The organism is Methylobacterium sp. Leaf112 (assembly GCF_001423295.1).
Classification (GTDB): Bacteria; Pseudomonadota; Alphaproteobacteria; order Rhizobiales; family Beijerinckiaceae; genus Methylobacterium.
In genome coordinates this window covers 301,655-317,434 of the sequence record NZ_LMNG01000023.1, presented here as the reverse complement: position 1 = coordinate 317,434, position 15,780 = coordinate 301,655, and the positions used below count along the sequence as shown (strand labels likewise).

Annotated in this window: 19 protein-coding genes; 11 read left to right on the top strand and 8 right to left on the bottom strand. The window is 69.0% G+C overall.

The window, feature by feature from the left end; translation table 11 throughout:
- Positions 1–165 precede the first annotated feature (165 nt).
- Positions 166–987 carry a hypothetical protein gene (locus tag ASF52_RS11885; protein ID WP_056172027.1) on the bottom strand — a complete coding sequence of 274 codons (822 nt, stop codon included), beginning with the start codon at positions 985–987 and terminating at the stop codon, positions 166–168.
- A gap of 253 nt (positions 988–1,240) precedes the next feature.
- Between ASF52_RS11885 and ASF52_RS11880 the strand changes: the two genes are divergently transcribed.
- The 6 genes from ASF52_RS11880 to ASF52_RS11855 all read left to right on the top strand — a co-directional run bounded on the left by ASF52_RS11880 (position 1,241) and on the right by ASF52_RS11855 (position 7,996).
- Positions 1,241–3,262, top strand: a complete 2,022-nt coding sequence (locus ASF52_RS11880; protein WP_156630110.1) for a hypothetical protein — start codon at positions 1,241–1,243, stop codon at positions 3,260–3,262.
- Positions 3,263–3,532: 270 nt separating this feature from the next.
- Complete coding sequence (locus tag ASF52_RS11875) at positions 3,533–3,730, top strand: hypothetical protein (RefSeq protein WP_056172024.1); 198 nt, start codon at positions 3,533–3,535, stop codon at positions 3,728–3,730.
- Positions 3,731–3,949: 219 nt separating this feature from the next.
- Positions 3,950–4,687, top strand: coding sequence for a ParB/Srx family N-terminal domain-containing protein (locus tag ASF52_RS11870; RefSeq protein ID WP_056172022.1), 738 nt, complete (start codon positions 3,950–3,952; stop codon positions 4,685–4,687).
- A gap of 2 nt (positions 4,688–4,689) precedes the next feature.
- Complete coding sequence (locus ASF52_RS22965) at positions 4,690–5,235, top strand: hypothetical protein (RefSeq protein WP_056172019.1); 546 nt, start codon at positions 4,690–4,692, stop codon at positions 5,233–5,235.
- Entirely contained in the window at positions 5,232–7,463 is a 2,232-nt protein-coding gene (locus tag ASF52_RS11860) for a phage terminase large subunit family protein (RefSeq protein WP_056172018.1), read from the top strand. The genes ASF52_RS22965 and ASF52_RS11860 overlap by 4 nt, the downstream gene beginning before the upstream one ends.
- Positions 7,464–7,468: 5 nt before the next feature.
- Positions 7,469–7,996 (top strand): hypothetical protein, encoded by a 528-nt coding sequence (locus ASF52_RS11855; RefSeq protein ID WP_156630108.1) that lies wholly within the window; start codon positions 7,469–7,471, stop codon positions 7,994–7,996.
- Here ASF52_RS11855 and ASF52_RS11850 read toward each other — a convergent pair.
- Positions 7,969–8,334, bottom strand: a complete 366-nt coding sequence (locus ASF52_RS11850; RefSeq protein ID WP_156630106.1) for a hypothetical protein — start codon at positions 8,332–8,334, stop codon at positions 7,969–7,971. The two genes, ASF52_RS11855 and ASF52_RS11850, sit on opposite strands and share 28 nt — an antisense overlap.
- Positions 8,335–8,499: 165 nt before the next feature.
- The gene (locus tag ASF52_RS11845; protein WP_056172012.1) at positions 8,500–8,901 is read right to left on the bottom strand and encodes a hypothetical protein; all 402 of its coding nucleotides are present in this window, start codon (positions 8,899–8,901) and stop codon (positions 8,500–8,502) included.
- A 176-nt stretch (positions 8,902–9,077) separates the two neighbouring features.
- Here ASF52_RS11845 and ASF52_RS11840 point away from each other — a divergent pair, with 176 nt between their 5' ends.
- Entirely contained in the window at positions 9,078–9,695 is a 618-nt protein-coding gene (locus ASF52_RS11840) for a hypothetical protein (protein ID WP_056172009.1), read from the top strand.
- Here the strand turns inward: ASF52_RS11840 and ASF52_RS11835 are convergent.
- The 5 genes from ASF52_RS11835 to ASF52_RS11815 all read right to left on the bottom strand — a co-directional run bounded on the left by ASF52_RS11835 (position 9,692) and on the right by ASF52_RS11815 (position 13,357).
- The gene (locus ASF52_RS11835) at positions 9,692–11,056 is read right to left on the bottom strand and encodes a hypothetical protein (RefSeq protein WP_056172007.1); all 1,365 of its coding nucleotides are present in this window, start codon (positions 11,054–11,056) and stop codon (positions 9,692–9,694) included. The two genes, ASF52_RS11840 and ASF52_RS11835, sit on opposite strands and share 4 nt — an antisense overlap.
- Positions 11,057–11,081: 25 nt before the next feature.
- Positions 11,082–11,690, bottom strand: a complete 609-nt coding sequence (locus ASF52_RS11830; RefSeq protein WP_056172005.1) for a hypothetical protein — start codon at positions 11,688–11,690, stop codon at positions 11,082–11,084.
- Complete coding sequence (locus ASF52_RS11825) at positions 11,639–12,481, bottom strand: phage portal protein (RefSeq protein WP_056172003.1); 843 nt, start codon at positions 12,479–12,481, stop codon at positions 11,639–11,641. Before ASF52_RS11825 ends, ASF52_RS11830 begins: the two co-directional genes overlap by 52 nt.
- Positions 12,478–12,702: a hypothetical protein gene (locus ASF52_RS11820; protein ID WP_056172001.1), complete on the bottom strand. Its 225-nt coding sequence runs from the start codon at positions 12,700–12,702 to the stop codon at positions 12,478–12,480. Before ASF52_RS11820 ends, ASF52_RS11825 begins: the two co-directional genes overlap by 4 nt.
- A 118-nt stretch (positions 12,703–12,820) precedes the next feature.
- Complete coding sequence (locus ASF52_RS11815; protein ID WP_056171999.1) at positions 12,821–13,357, bottom strand: hypothetical protein; 537 nt, start codon at positions 13,355–13,357, stop codon at positions 12,821–12,823.
- A gap of 379 nt (positions 13,358–13,736) precedes the next feature.
- On the opposite strand from ASF52_RS11815, the gene ASF52_RS11810 reads away from it, so the two are divergent.
- From ASF52_RS11810 to ASF52_RS11795, 4 genes are read left to right on the top strand one after another with little or no spacing between them, the layout of a single operon-like run.
- The gene (locus ASF52_RS11810; RefSeq protein WP_056171997.1) at positions 13,737–13,955 is read left to right on the top strand and encodes a hypothetical protein; all 219 of its coding nucleotides are present in this window, start codon (positions 13,737–13,739) and stop codon (positions 13,953–13,955) included.
- Positions 13,952–14,527 (top strand): GcrA family cell cycle regulator, encoded by a 576-nt coding sequence (locus ASF52_RS11805; RefSeq protein ID WP_056171995.1) that lies wholly within the window; start codon positions 13,952–13,954, stop codon positions 14,525–14,527. The genes ASF52_RS11810 and ASF52_RS11805 overlap by 4 nt, the downstream gene beginning before the upstream one ends.
- A complete protein-coding gene (locus ASF52_RS11800; RefSeq protein ID WP_056171993.1) occupies positions 14,524–14,841 on the top strand; it encodes a hypothetical protein in 318 nt (105 codons plus the stop codon). Before ASF52_RS11805 ends, ASF52_RS11800 begins: the two co-directional genes overlap by 4 nt.
- 11 nt (positions 14,842–14,852) lie before the next feature.
- Positions 14,853–15,773, top strand: a complete 921-nt coding sequence (locus ASF52_RS11795; RefSeq protein ID WP_056171991.1) for a hypothetical protein — start codon at positions 14,853–14,855, stop codon at positions 15,771–15,773.
- The last annotated feature ends 7 nt before the right edge of the window (positions 15,774–15,780 follow it).

Genomic DNA, 15,780 nt, shown 5'->3' with positions numbered 1-15,780 from the left:
GTGGAGGTGGCCCCTGGACCGAATCGACCGCGCGCGCGTGGTCGTATCCAAAATGCCAGTGATTTGGCCAGATCCAAGGGGGGGCCAGCGCCGCATAACGCGAATTGTTGGGTTCGGTTCCCAAAAAGCGGAAGAAAATCGTTGCCGGGCGGAACTGCCCTAAGACTATGCCCGGAGCTTCGTGAGTAGACCTCGGACCTCACGGACAGGTCCCTCGTCGTAGGGGACGCCGTAGTAGCGCTCCAACCAGCGGCCGGTCTCCTCCATCAGAAGCGTCTTCGCCTCTATCGCGCTGGGGCCGTCGTTCGGGAGGAATGCTTCGAACGTCTCTCCGACCTCAACCATCAGCTTGGCCAGTTCGTTGATCGTGGCCGCAAGGATGTTCGATGCCAAGAACGGGCCCGGCGGCGTCCCGGTGTCCCCTGCGCGAAGGAGAGCGAACCCTTGTACGGTGGGATGGGTCCCCATCCGACAAAGATCCATGTAGGCCTGCCTCCGGCGACGCTCGGTGTATTTGTCTCGAACGTCCAAATATCTACGGACTGCATCCGCGCCGAAGGCCTGCCCTCGCTTGTCCTCAGTGATGTTCCTCCATTCCGCGATCCGGGACCGATCGGTCCTGAAGCTGTCGACCAGGAACGTCGTCTCCAGGATGTCGCGCAAGATGCCTGCGCTCACCTGCCCGTAGCCGCCCAGCGCCAGCTTGAGAGCGGCGGCGGCCGCGTTGAAAACCCGGACTCCTAGGTGCTGAACCGTGATCTCGTCGGGATCCGTGGTCTCATGAGTGTTGAGGTATCGTTGAAGGAAATCCATGACCGTCTCGATGAGACGGATCTGTCGCGTTAGGTCCTCGTCACCCTTGACCATCCCCAGGCCGCGCAGGCGCAGATCTTCCTCAGCTGCATGGAGCTTCCTCAGGTTCTCCGGCCACCCCAATGCAGCATCGTCGGACCGTGACTTCCGGCGTTTCGCCTCACCCATAACCATGCCTCATATCGCCGGCCGAAACGCCATTGTAGGCCGTCGTAGGGGGACCGGTCACCGTGCTGCCGATTCGTTCGAAAACGCGTGTCCACGACCCCTGGCGGCCTATCCACAGGCCGGTTCGGGGGCATCCGCGAAGGCCGTTCCCTAGGGGGTCAAGATCGGCATCGCCGATCCCTTGTTCCGTGCATGGGCGTTCGCTACCTTCATTCCTGCGCAGTGTGGTGCCTGCGCGTCGTCCTTCCGCGAACGGTAAATGCCTAGCCCCCGAACTCCCTTCATTCCCGACTGGTGGAACCGCGCCATCGCCGCTCACGTGGCGGTGCACGGCCGCGCCGCCGTTGAGAATTTGGTCGAGATGGCGAGGCACATCGCGACGCTGCACCCGCGCGGTTCCGATGGCTGCATCACCCTGGCGAGCAAGAACGGCGGCACTTACCGCGAGACCTCGCACCGCGCCGGACAGCCCCTCAAGGGGTTCGAGCTCGCCGGCAAGCAGTTCGTCAGCATGAACCGGTTCATGCGCCGCAAGACGGGCAAGCTGCTCGCGAGCGTCGGGCATGCCTGGCTCGATTTCGACCCCTACGCCGACGATGCCCGCGGCAACCCGCTGCCCTACCGCGGGATGGCGCCTGAGGCCCTCATGGCGATCCTGGCGAAGGCGATCGCCGAGGCGGGCCTACCCGCCGCTTCATATTGGACGGCATCCGGCCGGGGACTGCATGCCGTATGGGTCTGCGAGAGCCTGCCGGGCCGCGCCGCCCCAAAGGTCGCCCGTATCCTCAAGGAGCTCTACGGGCCGAGCCTAAACGACGACGGCTCGGTCCCGGCCAGGAAGCGCTCGGATCCGGACCGCGACCTTCAGGAAGCCCGTCTAGCCCCGATGTGGCGCCTTTTCCGCGATGCGGGCCTCGATCAGCAGACGAAGGATTCGGCGAGGATCCTGCGCCTGTGGGGTTCGGTGAACCCCGAGAGCGGCCTTCTCTGCCGTAGGATCTGGCCCGAGTTCTCCGAGAACATCCAGCGGTGCCGCGTCGACCTGCTGGCCGATGCGGTCCTTCCGCTGACGAACGACGCCTTCAAGGCGCGCATGGCCGAGAAGGCCGCCACGTCCCCGATCGAGGACGTCAAGCCCGCCAAGCCCCGCAAGGCGGGTTGGTCCTACAGCCCCAAGGCCGGCGTCTGGGATCGTAGGCTGGCCGACCTCCTCCGGTATCGCGAGCATGTGGGATACGTCCCCAAGGGCAAGAGGCACCTTTGGGCGTTCCTGACCGCCAATGCCATGGCCCACGCCAAGGGCGGCACCGTCGCGGATTGGGCGTCCGCCCTGGCTCCCCTAGCGGGCCTGCGCGTCGACGACGTACGGTCGAGCCTCGCGAGCCTCGGGCGGCGCCACGATCGCCACCTGTCCGGCGAGACCGCGGACCACGGCGGGACGTCATGGTCGCCGCTGTTCCACCATCGCGGGAGCACGATGGCCGAGCTGCTGGGCCTCACGGACGAGTTCTGCGCCGAGGCCGGGATGCAGAGCGTCAGGCCGTCCGGCACGCTCGCCCTAACGTCGACGCAGCGGTCGGCTCAGAAGCGGGTCAAGGACGGCGCTGTACCCCGTGACGCCCGGGCGGAGACGAAGGCCGAGGCAGGCCGCCAGGGCCTCGCCATGCTGGCCGAGGGCAGGTCCAAGACCGAGACCACCGCGACGCTGCAGGCCCTGTTCGGCATGGGCGCGACATGGTGCAAGGAAGCGGTGCGGGACGCGTTTCGGGATGCGTCTGGCGCTGTTCCCGTCGAGGCCGTTGCCGAGGTCGCTCCCGTCGGGTCCGAGGACGTCGAAACGGTCGGTCGCTTTTCGGGACGCTCTATCGGGGGCTCTGCCCCCGCCCCGGCCTCGGCCGGGGTTCCCTCCCTCCCGGCGGCTCCCGCTGAGGCGGTCGAGGAGGTCGCCATCCAGGCCACGGCGCCGGTGCTGTACGATCGGCCTCGGATCCGCAGGCTCTCCTCCATCTCCACCGAGTACCGCACCGGACCCTCGACGGGGTTCTGGGTCATCCGCGACTTGTACCTCAAGACGGTCTCGGCGCTGTCCTTCGACGGGCAGGACGTGGACGTCCCGGAGGATTACCACCTCGCCGCCAAGGCAGCTCGACAGGCCCGTTCCGTGGCCTACCAGACCGGGGCAAGGCGCTCCACGGGCAGGACCCCTCAGCGTGGTCGTGCGGTCGCCGTGGACCGTGCCCAGGCCGCCGACGAGTATCGCAGGGCATCGCAGGGTTTCTGAGCGGTTCCCGCCTTGTTCCCTTCATAGGGTCGAGCTATCTTACCGCTACCGTTGGATGGACGCGGTACGTGCACCACACGTGGCAGGCCCCTCAGGAGAGATCCTGGGGGGCCTCCGTCGTTTCAGGGCCTGCCTGACCCTGCGCATGTGTTGGCCGATGCACGCCATCCCCTGACCGTCCGTGTACGGGCATTGGTCGCAACCTTCGGCCCGAACTTGCGCAGGGTCGGTCCAAGCGTCGGCCCTGCGCCTCCTCGTTCAGGGCAGACCATGCGCAACCCACCCGACATCCAGACCCGCATCGCCATGACCGGCCTGTCCGCCGTCGCCGAGGCCATCCGACAGGTCCGCGAGACCGGTACGCGGGACGGTTCCAGACACAGTCTGGGAGACGCTCTGAGGCAGGCCGACGCCCGCATCGAGGGCCGTGGCCGTCTCGTCCGCTCGCCCGTCTCACGCCAGGCCTGAGGCCATCCCGTGGTGCCTCCCATCGCCCGCCGGAGGGTCGCGAGGGAGATCCCTGGGGTGGGGACCCGGGGGTACCCCCCCGGTCGCGGGTCCTTCCTAGGGGGGGTGTGTTCCAGGAGCGTTCCCTGGGCGCGAGGGGTGGCCAGCCACAAGGATTTTATTTGGGTACGCACGGTACGCACCGGACCGCGTACCGCTGATGTTGGAAGGAGTTAGCGGGTGCGCACCGACGATCCCCTGAGGTACGCAGCGATCGAGATCGTCCCGGTACGCACCCTGCGTACCTACGATGGGAACGCGCGTACGCACGACGAGGCGCAGGTGGCGATGCTCGCCGCCAACATCGCCGAGTTCGGCTTCACCAACCCGCTGCTCATCGACGAGCGCGACGTCCTCATCGCCGGCCACGGACGTCTCCTGGCGGCCCAGCGCGCCGGCATGGATAAGGTGCCCTGCATCCGGATCCCGGGCCTCACCCCCGCCCGGCGCGCGGCCCTGGTGCTGGCCGACAACGCCATCGCCCTGAAGAGCGGATGGGACACGACCGTACTCGCCGAGCAGATGCAGGTGGTCGAGGCGGGGATAGCCGCGGGCGAGTTCGAGTTCGACATCACCGACATCGGCTTCACCGAGCTGGAGCTGAAGGAGTTCGCCGAGGTCCTGGCTCCGCCGCCCGAGCCGGAGCCGGAGCGCCAAATCGCCATGACGGATGAGCCGGCCGTATGCCGGGCGGGCAACGAGTGGATGCTCGGCCCCCATCGGTTCGTCGTAGCCGGCGCCAGCCTTAACGACATGCGCGCGGCCGATGCGCTGATCCTCTCGTGGGAACGCCAGAATAAGGGCGAGGCCGCGCTGGCCGGCGGGGGCATGACCTTCAAGGCCCGGGCCGCCTCGCTGGGCATCGAGTTCAAGCGGGTGGACGCCAAGGCCCAGAAGGCCCGGGCGAAGGCTGACTGACCATGGCAGGCGTCTCGGGCAGGCAGCTCGGCAAGATCCTCGGCATGAGCGAGGGAGCCGTCCGGAAGGCCAAGGCCACCCGGCTGGCCGGCGCCGTGCTGCCCGACGGATCGTTCGACGTGGAGAAGGCCAAGGCCCTCTACGCCAGCAACACCGACCCGGCCATGCAGCGGGACCGCCCCTCGGCCCCGGCGCCGGCCGCCGTGGGGGGGGCCCCCGCAGATCCCTCGCCGGTGTCGATGGGCCCGACGGCGGACATCAACAAGGTGAAGACCGCCCACCTGGTGGAGAAGTACCGCCGGGAGAAGATCAAGCGCGAGAAGGACGAGGGGGCCTCGATCGGCAAGCTGTCGACCACCGGCCTGGTGCAGACGCTCGCCCGCAGCTTCCGGGACGGGTCCCTCCAGTTCACCGACAAGTTCTACGCCCAGATCGCCGCCGAGCTCGGCCTCGACGACGCCTTCAAGGTCTACGAGGTCCTGGACAAATACCAGCGCAAGCACGTCGAGCAGCACCTCGACACCATCAAGACGGAAATCTTCGGATGACCGCCGTGGCCAAGCTGGAGCGCTTCCCCGGGTCGCAGGACATCCTCGACGCCTGGTTCAAGGGCATGGGCCTCGACCCGGCCGAACTGGTCTGGGAGTGGGCCAACCGGAACGTGGTGCTGACGTCCGAGATGGCGGCCGAGGCCGGCCGGTACGACATCTCGCGCACCCCCTACCTGCGCGAGATCCTGACCAACCTCAGCCCGTCGTCGCCGGTGGTCACCACCATCCTGATGAAGGGATCCCAGATCGGCGCCAGCCAGGCCGGGCTCGCCTTCCTCCTCTACATGATAGCCGTCGGCGGCGGGCCCTGCCTCGTCGTCTGCCCGACCGTGGGCGCGGCCGAGCTGTACTCGAAGCAGCGCCTCGAACCGCTGATCCAGAACTGCGAGGCGACCAAGGAGAAGCTCCCCTCGAATAAGGGCGCGGCCGGCGGCAACACGATCCTGCTCAAGGTCTTCCCCGGCGGCATCCTGCGCCTGGTCGGCGCCGGCGCCGTGAACCCTCTCAAGTCCATGCCCGCGAAGGTCGTGGTGTTCGAGGAGCCGGACGAGTTCGAGCCGGACCTGGAGGGGCAGGGCAACGCCACGAAGATCGTCATCCGGCGCATCAAGACCTTCGGCCGCCGGGCCAAGGTGTTCGCCAACTGCACCCCCGCGATGCAGAGCCGGTCCGTCATCGCGCCGCTCTACCTCTCGGGCGACCAGCGCGAGTACCGCATGCCGTGCCCCCACGGGTGCGGGCACATGACCGTGTTCAACAAGGAGCTGTTCCGGTTCGAGAAGGGGCGTCCCGAGACCGCGCACATGGTCTGCGAGAACGTGAAGTGCGGCCTGCCGATCGAGGAGGCCATCACCAAGACCGAGATGCTGGCCGCCGGCGAGTGGATCCCCAAGGTCAAGGACGCCAAGCCCGGCACGCCGCGGAGCTACTACCTGCCGGCCCTGTACTCGCCCGAGGGGTGGGAGAGCTGGGCCGACATCGCCCGGGACGTCGAGGCGGCCGAGGGGAACTACGAGGCGTCCAAGACCCTCTGGAACCAGACGTGGGGCCTGCCCTGGCAGGATACGACGGACCGTCCGGACCACGAGCTGCTCTACCAGCGGGCCAGTGCCTCGCCCTACGCCATGCGGGAGATCCCGCCATGGGTGCTGTTCCTGTGCGCCGGCATCGACGTCGGGCAGGACCACATCGAAATCGGCGTATGGGGCTACGGCCGGAAGGGGCGCCGCCACCTCGTCGAGCACGTGCGAATCCGTGGTTCGAAGAGCGACCCGGAGACGTGGGACCAGGCCGAGACCTTCCTGCAGCGGCGCTACGTCCATCCCCTCGGCGCGGTACTCCAGCTCCGCCGGTCCGCGGCCGACCGCGGCAAGTGGCCCGAGGTGGTGATCCCCTGGGTCCGCAAGCAGGATCCCGAGTTCATCGTCGCGATCCGCGGCAGCCCCAAGGTAGACGCGCTGATCCTGCAGCAGTCGTTCTGGCGCGAGAAGACCGACGACGGCCGGTGGACCCGTGACGGCGGCTTCATCACGTGGGTGCTCGGCGTCGGCATGCTGAAGCTGGAGCTCTACAACTACCTGGCGCTGCCCGCCCCGCGCGAGGGCGAGGAGATGGCGCCCGGCTACGTGAGCCTTCCCAACGACGTCACCCTCGACTGGTGCGAGCAGCTCGTCTCGGAGGAGTACACGACCCACAAGAACAAGCGGACGAACAAGGCCGTCGCCGTCTGGCAGACGGTCAAGGGCGGCCGAGGCGAGGCGCTGGACTGCGCCAACTATGCGCGCGCCATGGCCGAGATGGTCGGGTGGTCGCATTGGTCCGAGGCCGACTTCGTCCGCGAGGAGGCCGCGCTGCAGGCCCATGCCGACGAGCTCAAGCTGGAGATGACAAAGCTCCGGACCCGGCGGCTCGCCAAGGGTGACCTGCGTCCCGTCACCGAGGAGGATCTCGTGTCGAACATCGTGCGCCCCGCCAGCTACGTCCCGCCCGCGGCCGCCGAGGCGATCCTCGTCCCCGGCGTCGTCGCGGTCCGGGAGGATGCCGCCCCGGCCGGGCGGTCCAGCGCCGTCGCCCTGCCCAAGGGCCTGCGCACCAGTATGGCGATGGAGGGCGCCGTCGAGCGCCCGGCCGAGGTGGGCGTGGCCGGCAAGGCCTCGCAGAAGGTCGACTTCCGCGGGATCATGAGGAAGTCCGGGATGGGCCGGTCGCGCGCCCACGACGAGTGACGGGCATGCGGATCGCGACCTGCAGCATCGAGGCGCTGCCGTCCGCCGTCCTCGATTGGGGACCTCAGGCGATCGTCTCGGCCTTCTCCCCGCGCCATCCCGTCGGCGGCTATTTCGACCGGCCGCACCTGCTCCTACCCTGCCGGGACACCGAGGACGGGGCATGGGCCGACGCCCCGGGGCGGGCCCACCTGGCGGCGCTGCTCGACCTGCTCGACGATGTCCGCCCGCACCGGATCCTGGTTCAGTGCACGGCCGGTCTGTCCCGGTCCCCGGCCCTGGCGCTGGTCGCGGCCGCATGGTCCGGGCGCGATCCGGCGGAGGCCTGCGCGGCGATGCGCCGGGCCGTGCCGCAGGCCTCGCCGAACCTTTTGATGCTGGCCTGGGGCGATGCCCTGCTCGGGCTCGGGGGAACGCTCGACGCCGCGGCGGCCGCGGCGTTCGAGTTCAGGCGGGACGATCTCGGCGCCGTCGGCGACCGAACGGGTTTTCGCGAGCTCGGGCCTCAGACGATCCCGAGGGCCTTGGCGTAGCGCACGCACGCGGTCTCGGCGCGCTCGGCCCGGTGGCGCTGGGCCACCGTCTCGTTGGCGTGAGCGGCGATCTCCGTCCGGAGCCGGCGGGTCTCGGCCTGAGCCTGCGCCGCGATCCGGCGGGCCCGGTCCAGCTCGGCGACCAGACGCTCGACGGCCTCCAGGTCCGAGAGCCGGCGGTTCTCGCGGACGGCGGCATGCTGGCGTGCGGCACCGACGAGAGAGCCGGCGACCTGGAAGCCGATGCCCTCGACGAGTTGGTGGACGTGGGCGGCGTGGCTCATCAGGGCTTCCTCCAGCGGGGCGATCTCACCCTCATAGAAGGCGCCTGGGCTCACCCTGCCGTCAAGAATTCCCCGGCCCGATCCCGGCCTGAAACCGGGGTTATCCCTGGCCTCGGGTTAACGCAGCGCGTGGATGTCTATACTTTCGGACACCCTTCTGGCGTCCCCCCGTTACAGTTATGGACTGCAACGCCGTTCTCAAGTTATGCCGTAACACGCTCAGCGGGTCGCGACGGGGCGCTTCGGCTTCTCCAGCAACCGCCTGCGCAAGGCATCGGACACGGCCTCGCCGTCGAGCAGCGGCGCGTCCGGATCGAGCTCGCGCGCCTTGATCGAGCGGATGAGCAGATGCTCCCGCGTCAGGCTGAGGATGAGCGCCGGGTCGACGGGCATAGACAGGCTGTCCGGGCAGCGCAGCAGGATGCTGCGGAGGGCGTCAACGATCGAGCGATCGAGGGCGTTCGGATCGGGCGCGCCGTTCTCCCGGCGCCGGTCGCGCAGGAGCCGCTGCCTCTCGGCGTTCTCGCGGCGGACACGCGCTGCGCGCGCGGGCCCGGAGGATCGGATGTAGCGGGCCTTGGGGCCGGCGGCGGGGGGCGAGGTGGGGTGCGGAATGTTCATGGAGGCATTGTGCCATCGCCCCAAGCAAGAAACCGCATGACGGGTCACGGGTTTTCCGAGGTGCGTCACGGCCCCGGCGTTGTGCCTTACCGGGTGCGCACAATTCGGCACGACGTCGCGCCGCCGTCGGCCTGGCCTGTGTTGGCCGATGCACGGCCCCGGGGGACGCTCCGGGCATGAAGACGAGCATTCAGGTCGATACCGCGACGTTCCGGGGCAAGGCGCGGGCCTACGTCGACCAGAAGGTCGCCCCCGCCTTCGTGGACGCCATCAACGTCGCGGCCAACGCGGCGAAGGCGGCCGTCGTCGAGGCGATGCCCAAGTATCTCGACAGGCCCAATCCCTTCACGCTGCAGGGCGTTCAGGTCCTGCCCGCGGTCGTCGGCGCCACGGGCCCCAAGGCGGGAGCCCTCGTCCGGATCCAGCGGGATCAGGCCGAGTACCTTCAGTACCAGGTCTACGGCGGCGACCGCGGGCCCGGCGACGTCGCGACGACGTCCGAGGGCCCGATCGTGCCGGGGGCAGACGCGACGCTCGATGCCTACGGCAACATGCCCGACGGCTACATCTCGCAGGCGATGATGGATCCGGATGTCGCTTGGGTGACCCTGAAGGAGGGCGAGCCGCCGGCCCTGATCCGGGACCGGGGCGGCCACATGGAGATCCTCGCGCTGATCGTCCACGAGATCCACTACGAGGCCCGTTTCCCCTTCCTCGACATCGTCACCCAGGCGGCGGCCGCGGCCCTGCTCGGCGCCTTCGGGGCGGCGGTCACGTACCGCGGCAGGCTCTAGACGAGGAACAGCGGGACGGCCGTGCGGAAGTCGCCCATGTCCGGATTGTTCTGGACCGGCGTGGACCCCGCGAAGGCGTTCGTGAAGAGCGTGGCGGTCGTCCACGTCACCCCGCCGTCGAAGCTGATCTGCACGCGGTTGAAGTCGATGTACTGGCGCCCGCCCTGCGGGTCGCCCCAGGCCACCAGGGCGTTGAGGTGCGGGATCCCGAGCAGGTTCGGGGGCAGGCTCGTGGGCGCGAGCGCGTCGCGGATGACCTCGCCCTCGGGCACCGACACGGTCTTGAGGTAGGCCGTGTCGCCGGTGATGTCGTTCCGCTTCCGGAACATGGCCGCGACGTTCCCGGTGATCGCCTCAGCCTGCAGCTTGGCCTGACCCACCGTCGTGTCGCTCGACGTCGTCCAAGGCGCAACGCCGACGGCCACGTAGACGCCGCCGCCGAAGTTCGCGCACGGCACGGCGAGCCGCTGGTTGTAGGATCGCGAGAGCGGGATGAAGTTCGCCCCGGTCAGGTCCGCGCGAATCAGTCCGTACCAGGTGGAAGTCGACTTCGAGACCGTCGCCTTGGTCGTGCCCGAGAAGGCCCCGGGCTCCGTCGTGGCCACGATGTCGATCTCGTCGACCGTGACCTGCGCCGGGATGTAGAGGAAGCCCGCCCGGCAGAAGGCCAGACCCGCGGCCCCGAGGTTGACGGACCAGGCGAAGACCGTGTTGGCCCGGGACAGCGTGCGGGGCACGCCGCTGAAGGGCAGGTCGACGATCGCGTTGGCGCCGATCCTACCCAGCGGCGTGGCCCCGGTCGAATCGGCGGCGTAGTTCACGATGAGGCGGTTGTAGCCGACGCCGGGCCCGCCCTGGTTCGTCGGCTGGTAGTTCCAGGTGTTCTGCCCGGCCTTGGTCCCGTTGGCCTGCGGGATCGGCACGAGCCAGCCGTCGCCGGTGTTGAACGCCTTGTCCGACGGTGCGAGCACGGTAGCGAGCAGGGGAGGCCCGACCGCCGACGTGATGAAATTTCGGATGTGGTACTCGGGCACGTTGTTGACCGTGCGGGTCACCAGGCTGTCGCCGTTGGCGTTGCGGCCGAGCACGGAGTAGCCGGACGGCGTGGTCGGGATCGGGTAGGTCGCCGACGGCTTCTCCGCCAGGCCGGTGCTCCCGACGTCGAACACCCCGAGCTTGCCCCCCGTGATCGACACGGTCTGGGATCCGCTGGACACCGCTGTGTTCAGGCCGCCGGCGACCTGGCGGAAGGTCAGCCGCGCGAGGGCCTTGTCCCAGGTCACGGTGTAGAGGGTCTGGGCCGCCGTCACGTACTGCCCGGCAACGCGAACCGCGGCCGCGGAGGCGATCGGGTTGAGCATCAGGGCGGCGCAGCAGCATGGGACCTCAGGCGGGATAGGCGGGGCCGGCGAGGTAGCCGAACGTCGCGAAGGGAAACACGACCAACGTGTAGCTGTCCCAGCCGTCGGCCGCCGCGGCCGCGAGCAGGCTGGGCTTGGATCCGTCGCCGGCGGGATCGGTGACGGTCTTGCTCCACTTCACGCTCGACCAGGTTACCACCGAGCCCTTCGGCCGGTAGACCCAGACCTTCAGCCCGAGCAGGAACTGCGGCGTCGGCGCCGACGGGTCGAGGTTGGGCGGGACGGCCGCGGGCCCGATGGCGATGCTCATGGCGCCGGCGGCCCGGATGACGAAATTGGTCGATTCGTTCGGGTCGAGGGTCGCGAGCCCGTTGGCCGCGATCGTGCCGAGGTCGCTGTAGCTCTCGCGGTAGGCCAGCATCTCGGCCTGCGTGATGGGCCGCCAGGCGAACGCGTTGGGCTGTCCCCGCATGGCGGGGCCGGTGTCGAGCGCGTCCGGGACGGTCGAGATCGAGCCGCTGTCCAGCCGGCTGCTGCCGCCGCCCTCGTCGGTCCCGAACACGGGCGGCGCGATGCCGTCCTTCAGGTCCGGGATCTGGGGCGGGGCGCCGGCGTCGCGCTCGACGCCCTCCATGGTGTCCTGAACGATGCGGGCGACTGTTCGGGGCGGCGGCGGGGATAGACGTGGATCAGCCTGCGCCGGCCCCACGACGTGAAGGCCTTCACGTAGGTCCACTCGCGCTTAACGCCGCTGGCGAGCAGCCCGAGCGCGTCGCCGGGATGCCTTGAGCAGAGCCAGTAGCCGAGGGGCGCGCCGGTCTCGGGATCGATGTGGATGCCGCGGCGCAGCGTGTCGGTGTCCGCTCCGAAATTCGGGTTGCAGACGCGGTCGGCCTCGACGACGCGGAAGCAGGTCCCGTAGCGGGTCAGGCCGTTGTCGGGCAGGTAGTACGGGACGGCGACGCCGCTCCCGCTGATCATGGTCGAGGTCAGCAGCTCGCCCGCCAGGAAACCCAGCGACTCGGTGCGCGACGCGTCGCAGTCGCTCGTGTTGGACCAATTCCGGAACTTGTTCCGGACGATCCGGCTCCAGGCGTCCGCCCACTTCTTGCTCTTGCCGAGCGTCACCCAGTCGGGCGTCGGGACCGCCTGCAGGCCCGCGCCGACGATCGACTGGATCTGCGTCTGGATCGCCCCGTAGATGACGCCTTCCGACCGCTCCAGGTCACGGCCGCGGAACGCCGAGATGTCGATCTCGCCGTTGTTGTCGGCGTCGGCGGATCCGGCCGAGACGCGCCAGTCGCGATGGGCCCGGCCACGGGACGCGCCCGGCCAGCGGCTGTCGCCGTAGGCCGCCTCGCGCGTGAGGGGGGTCATGCCGTCGGCGCGGACGAGCGCAGGCAGGGTCTGGACGCCGTTCCTCACCGGAGATGCAGGGCGCCGTAGCGACCCTCTCCAAATCGAATCAGCGCCTCAAGCTCGGCGATCCTCCCCTTCAGATCCGCGAAGGATCCGAACTCCCGGGTGACGTTCTCGCCGCCGCTGCCGGCCGACTTCACCAGGCCCTTGCTACCGAGGCGGCGGGCCCGGGCGTCCTTGAGCGGGGCGAGCTCGTCGCGGTGTTCCTGGAGCTCGGAGGCAGTCATGTGCAGCGGGATCCGGGGGAGGGTTAGCCCTCACCGTCCGTCCCGCCCGTGCATCGGCCAACACATGCGGAGGGCCGCCGATCGACGGCGGCCCTCGCGTACGCGCGCGCTATCTCCCTTATCGAGGCCGCAGCGTCGGAGCTGGAACGAGCTGCTCGATGAGGTGCTCGATATCGAAATGGTGAGCGGCCTCCACCGCGACAGCCGCCGTGCGCGACGGCGTGTCGGCGACCGGGCGGGCGGGCGCCGGCGCCGTCGGTAGAACGAAGCCGAGACTGCGCAATTGCCCGTTCGCTCCGCTCGTCACGTGCTGCTCCACCATCGACGAGGGCATCGTCGTCAAAGTGGCTAGGTCCGCTGGGGACAGCCCCATGAGCCAATCCTCGACGGCCGCAGGCAGGGGGATCAGCGTCTCCGAGGGCGCCATCCCGCGCATCTGCAGGGTCCTCTCCTTGACCGCCTCGCCGAGCTCCGCGCGGGGCTCCTCGACCACGTCGCTCACCTGCTCGGCGACGGCGCGGGCGAGGCCGCCGCCGGTTGCCTTGGGCGAGATCCCGACGAGGCCGAGCAGCCCCATGATCAGCGCCACCAGCGCTCGATAGAAGGCGTCCAGCATGCGCGCGAGCGCCTGCGCTGCCTTGGCTGCCCTGTCCATATCGTGTCTCCCGTTATGTGTCCCGGGATCCAATGTCCGGCCACAGGACGCATCCCACCAGCGCATCCTCGATTCCCCGAGGCTGGATTCCCGCTGGATTCGGGGGGGTGCGTCGGTCCGCCGCACAAGCGAAATCCTGTGAAAATCGGGGCGCATCCCTGGGCACGCCCATGGGAATGGGTCGCTGCACGTTTCTCCCAGGGAATGGCTCGGGAAAGTCGTTACACACTCCAACTTGAACAAAGTTCAGATTGCACTTCCACACCATTAACCGAGCGTGATCTTTGGGGTTGACAAGCATCTATCCCAAAAAAGCGCATCCGCGCATCTAGCGTACTCGCCAATTCGCAGCATCTCTTGCACATCGCAGGAGGATGAGATGCTGACGACCGAGCAAGTGCGCGAGCGCCTCAAGGCGCGGATGGAGGAGGCGGGCGGCGCCACCGCCTGGGGCCGGGCCAATCGGATCTCCCCGAGTTACCTCGGGGACGTCGTCAAGGGACGCAGGACGCCCGGGGCGGCGGTCCTCCGCCCCCTCGGTCTCGTCCGCCTTGAGCACGTCTACGCCGAGGCCCCCGTGCAGGAGGGCGTCGCGTGACGAGGAAGATCCCCCTCGCGCCCGGCGTCCTGCCGAAGGGCCACTGGAGCCCGGAGGCGGTCGAGATGGCCGTGTCCTTGTGGCCGACGACGCCCTCCGCGGCTGACGTCGCCGAGGCCCTGAACGCCAGGTTCGGCCTGGCCATCAGCCGCAAGGCCGTCATCGCCAAAATGCACCGGCTCGGTTTGTCGTTCAGGGGCCCGGCGCTCCCCAAGATGCTGCCCTCGGGCACGAAGGGGAAGACGCGGCCGAAGCGCGATCCGGCCGTGAAGCCGAAGCCGAAACCAGTCCCGGCGCCGGCACCGGTGCCGAAGGCCGTCGCGCCGGTCCCGCCCGCACCGCGGCCGTCTCATCTCCCGGAATCCCGGCGCGTGGCGATCGAGGACCTGCGCTATGGCGAGTGTAAGTTTATCGCCAACGACCCTCGGATCGACGCGAGTTGCTGCGGCCACTCGACGGAGCTTGGGTCCTCCCGGTGCCCCGCCCATGCCCGTCTCTGCACGACGGTCTACCGGAGGAAGATCCCCGATTCGTTCTCCGTCGGGTTCGTGCCGCACAGGAGGGCCGCGTGACCGGCGCCGTCCCCTCCGACCTCGACACCCTGCGCGGGCCCTTCCTGCGCGAGAGGCTCATCGCATCCCGGATCGCCGTCCGGGACGCCCTCGCTGCCCGTCCCTCGATCCCGCTGCGCGACGAGATCGCCGAGGCCGACCGCATCGTCGCGGCGGCGATGCGCGTCGCGATCGGGACCTACGAAGCCATCGTCGCGGCCAACGCGGCTCCGGCGCCTGCCCTGCCCGAGGAGCCCATCGCCTGGGCCGGCCCGCGCCAGGGCCTGCCCCCGCCGCGAGTGATGCCGTCGGCCCGTCCCGTCCCCCAGTCCTGAACGAGATTTCAATGCCCGATGTGTCCCATGCCGCCATGCAAGCCGCCTTCGATGCGTCCCTCGCCGTGCCGAGGTACCCTTCCCGCGGCCATGGCCCTCGCTGGCAGTATTTCGTCGACAACGACATCCAAACGATCTTCGAGGAGGATGACGTACTGGGTGCTGAGGAGCTCGTGCCCCGGTGGGCGCACCTGATGCGCAACAGGGGTTTGGGCGAAGGCTGGGATGCGATCCCAGAGGGCACCGTGATACTCGCCCATTGGGAGGGCACCGCCAGCCTCCTGCACTGGAGCAAGAAGCTCCAGCTGGTCACGGAGGTACCCGGATCTGACGGACCGCCCCAGTGGCGTCGCGTCCGGACTGAGCCCAGCTTCATCCTCGATCCCAGGAGGGGGTTCCAGACGATCCGGATCCGCGGCCTTCCGCCAGAAATGCAGGCCGCGCAGTACGCGGCGGAGCAGCGGATGTCCCGGCTCCACGCGACGCTCGACCTCAAAGCTCGGCGCAAGGCCGACGACGAGATCCAGCACATCGTCAGATGCATGGTGCGGGACGGGCCGGATATCGTGGCGGGCACGCTTTATCTAATCAGGGACCGGCTCCCGGAGATCTGTCACGACCGCACCGTATCCGCAGTCGCGCCCATGATCTCAGACGCCCATCACCGTCATGCGATGAGCAGGCGTGAGCTGAAGAAATGGCGGAAGGATCTCTCGAACACCTCCATAATCCTGCGGGGTCTCGTAGAGAATCCGCCCGTCACGCGAGGGGGTGGCCCCGGCGGCATCCGTGCCCTCGACCTTGGGCCATTGTCGCCGGTCGCCCCCGCCATGTTGCCCGGCGATTACGTCGCCAGGGCCATCGCCACCCCCGCCGAGATACACGCCGAAATTCCGGCCGAGGACGCGGACGCCCTTGCAGGGCTCGTCTGACCAAGCT

Bases quoted from the DNA above. Each gene is read 5' to 3' on its own strand.
- ASF52_RS11885 (WP_056172027.1), bottom strand. From the start codon at position 987: ATGGTTATGGGTGAGGCGAAACGCCGGAAGTCACGGTCCGACGATGCT.
- ASF52_RS11880 (WP_156630110.1), top strand. From the start codon at position 1,241: ATGCCTAGCCCCCGAACTCCCTTCATTCCCGACTGGTGGAACCGCGCC.
- ASF52_RS11875 (WP_056172024.1), top strand. From the start codon at position 3,533: ATGCGCAACCCACCCGACATCCAGACCCGCATCGCCATGACCGGCCTG.
- ASF52_RS22965 (WP_056172019.1), top strand. From the start codon at position 4,690: ATGGCAGGCGTCTCGGGCAGGCAGCTCGGCAAGATCCTCGGCATGAGC.
- ASF52_RS11860 (WP_056172018.1), top strand. From the start codon at position 5,232: ATGACCGCCGTGGCCAAGCTGGAGCGCTTCCCCGGGTCGCAGGACATC.
- ASF52_RS11855 (WP_156630108.1), top strand. From the start codon at position 7,469: ATGCGGATCGCGACCTGCAGCATCGAGGCGCTGCCGTCCGCCGTCCTC.
- ASF52_RS11845 (WP_056172012.1), bottom strand. From the start codon at position 8,901: ATGAACATTCCGCACCCCACCTCGCCCCCCGCCGCCGGCCCCAAGGCC.
- ASF52_RS11840 (WP_056172009.1), top strand. From the start codon at position 9,078: ATGAAGACGAGCATTCAGGTCGATACCGCGACGTTCCGGGGCAAGGCG.
- ASF52_RS11835 (WP_056172007.1), bottom strand. From the start codon at position 11,056: ATGCTCAACCCGATCGCCTCCGCGGCCGCGGTTCGCGTTGCCGGGCAG.
- ASF52_RS11830 (WP_056172005.1), bottom strand. From the start codon at position 11,690: ATGGAGGGCGTCGAGCGCGACGCCGGCGCCCCGCCCCAGATCCCGGAC.
- ASF52_RS11820 (WP_056172001.1), bottom strand. From the start codon at position 12,702: ATGACTGCCTCCGAGCTCCAGGAACACCGCGACGAGCTCGCCCCGCTC.
- ASF52_RS11815 (WP_056171999.1), bottom strand. From the start codon at position 13,357: ATGGACAGGGCAGCCAAGGCAGCGCAGGCGCTCGCGCGCATGCTGGAC.
- ASF52_RS11810 (WP_056171997.1), top strand. From the start codon at position 13,737: ATGCTGACGACCGAGCAAGTGCGCGAGCGCCTCAAGGCGCGGATGGAG.
- ASF52_RS11795 (WP_056171991.1), top strand. From the start codon at position 14,853: ATGCCCGATGTGTCCCATGCCGCCATGCAAGCCGCCTTCGATGCGTCC.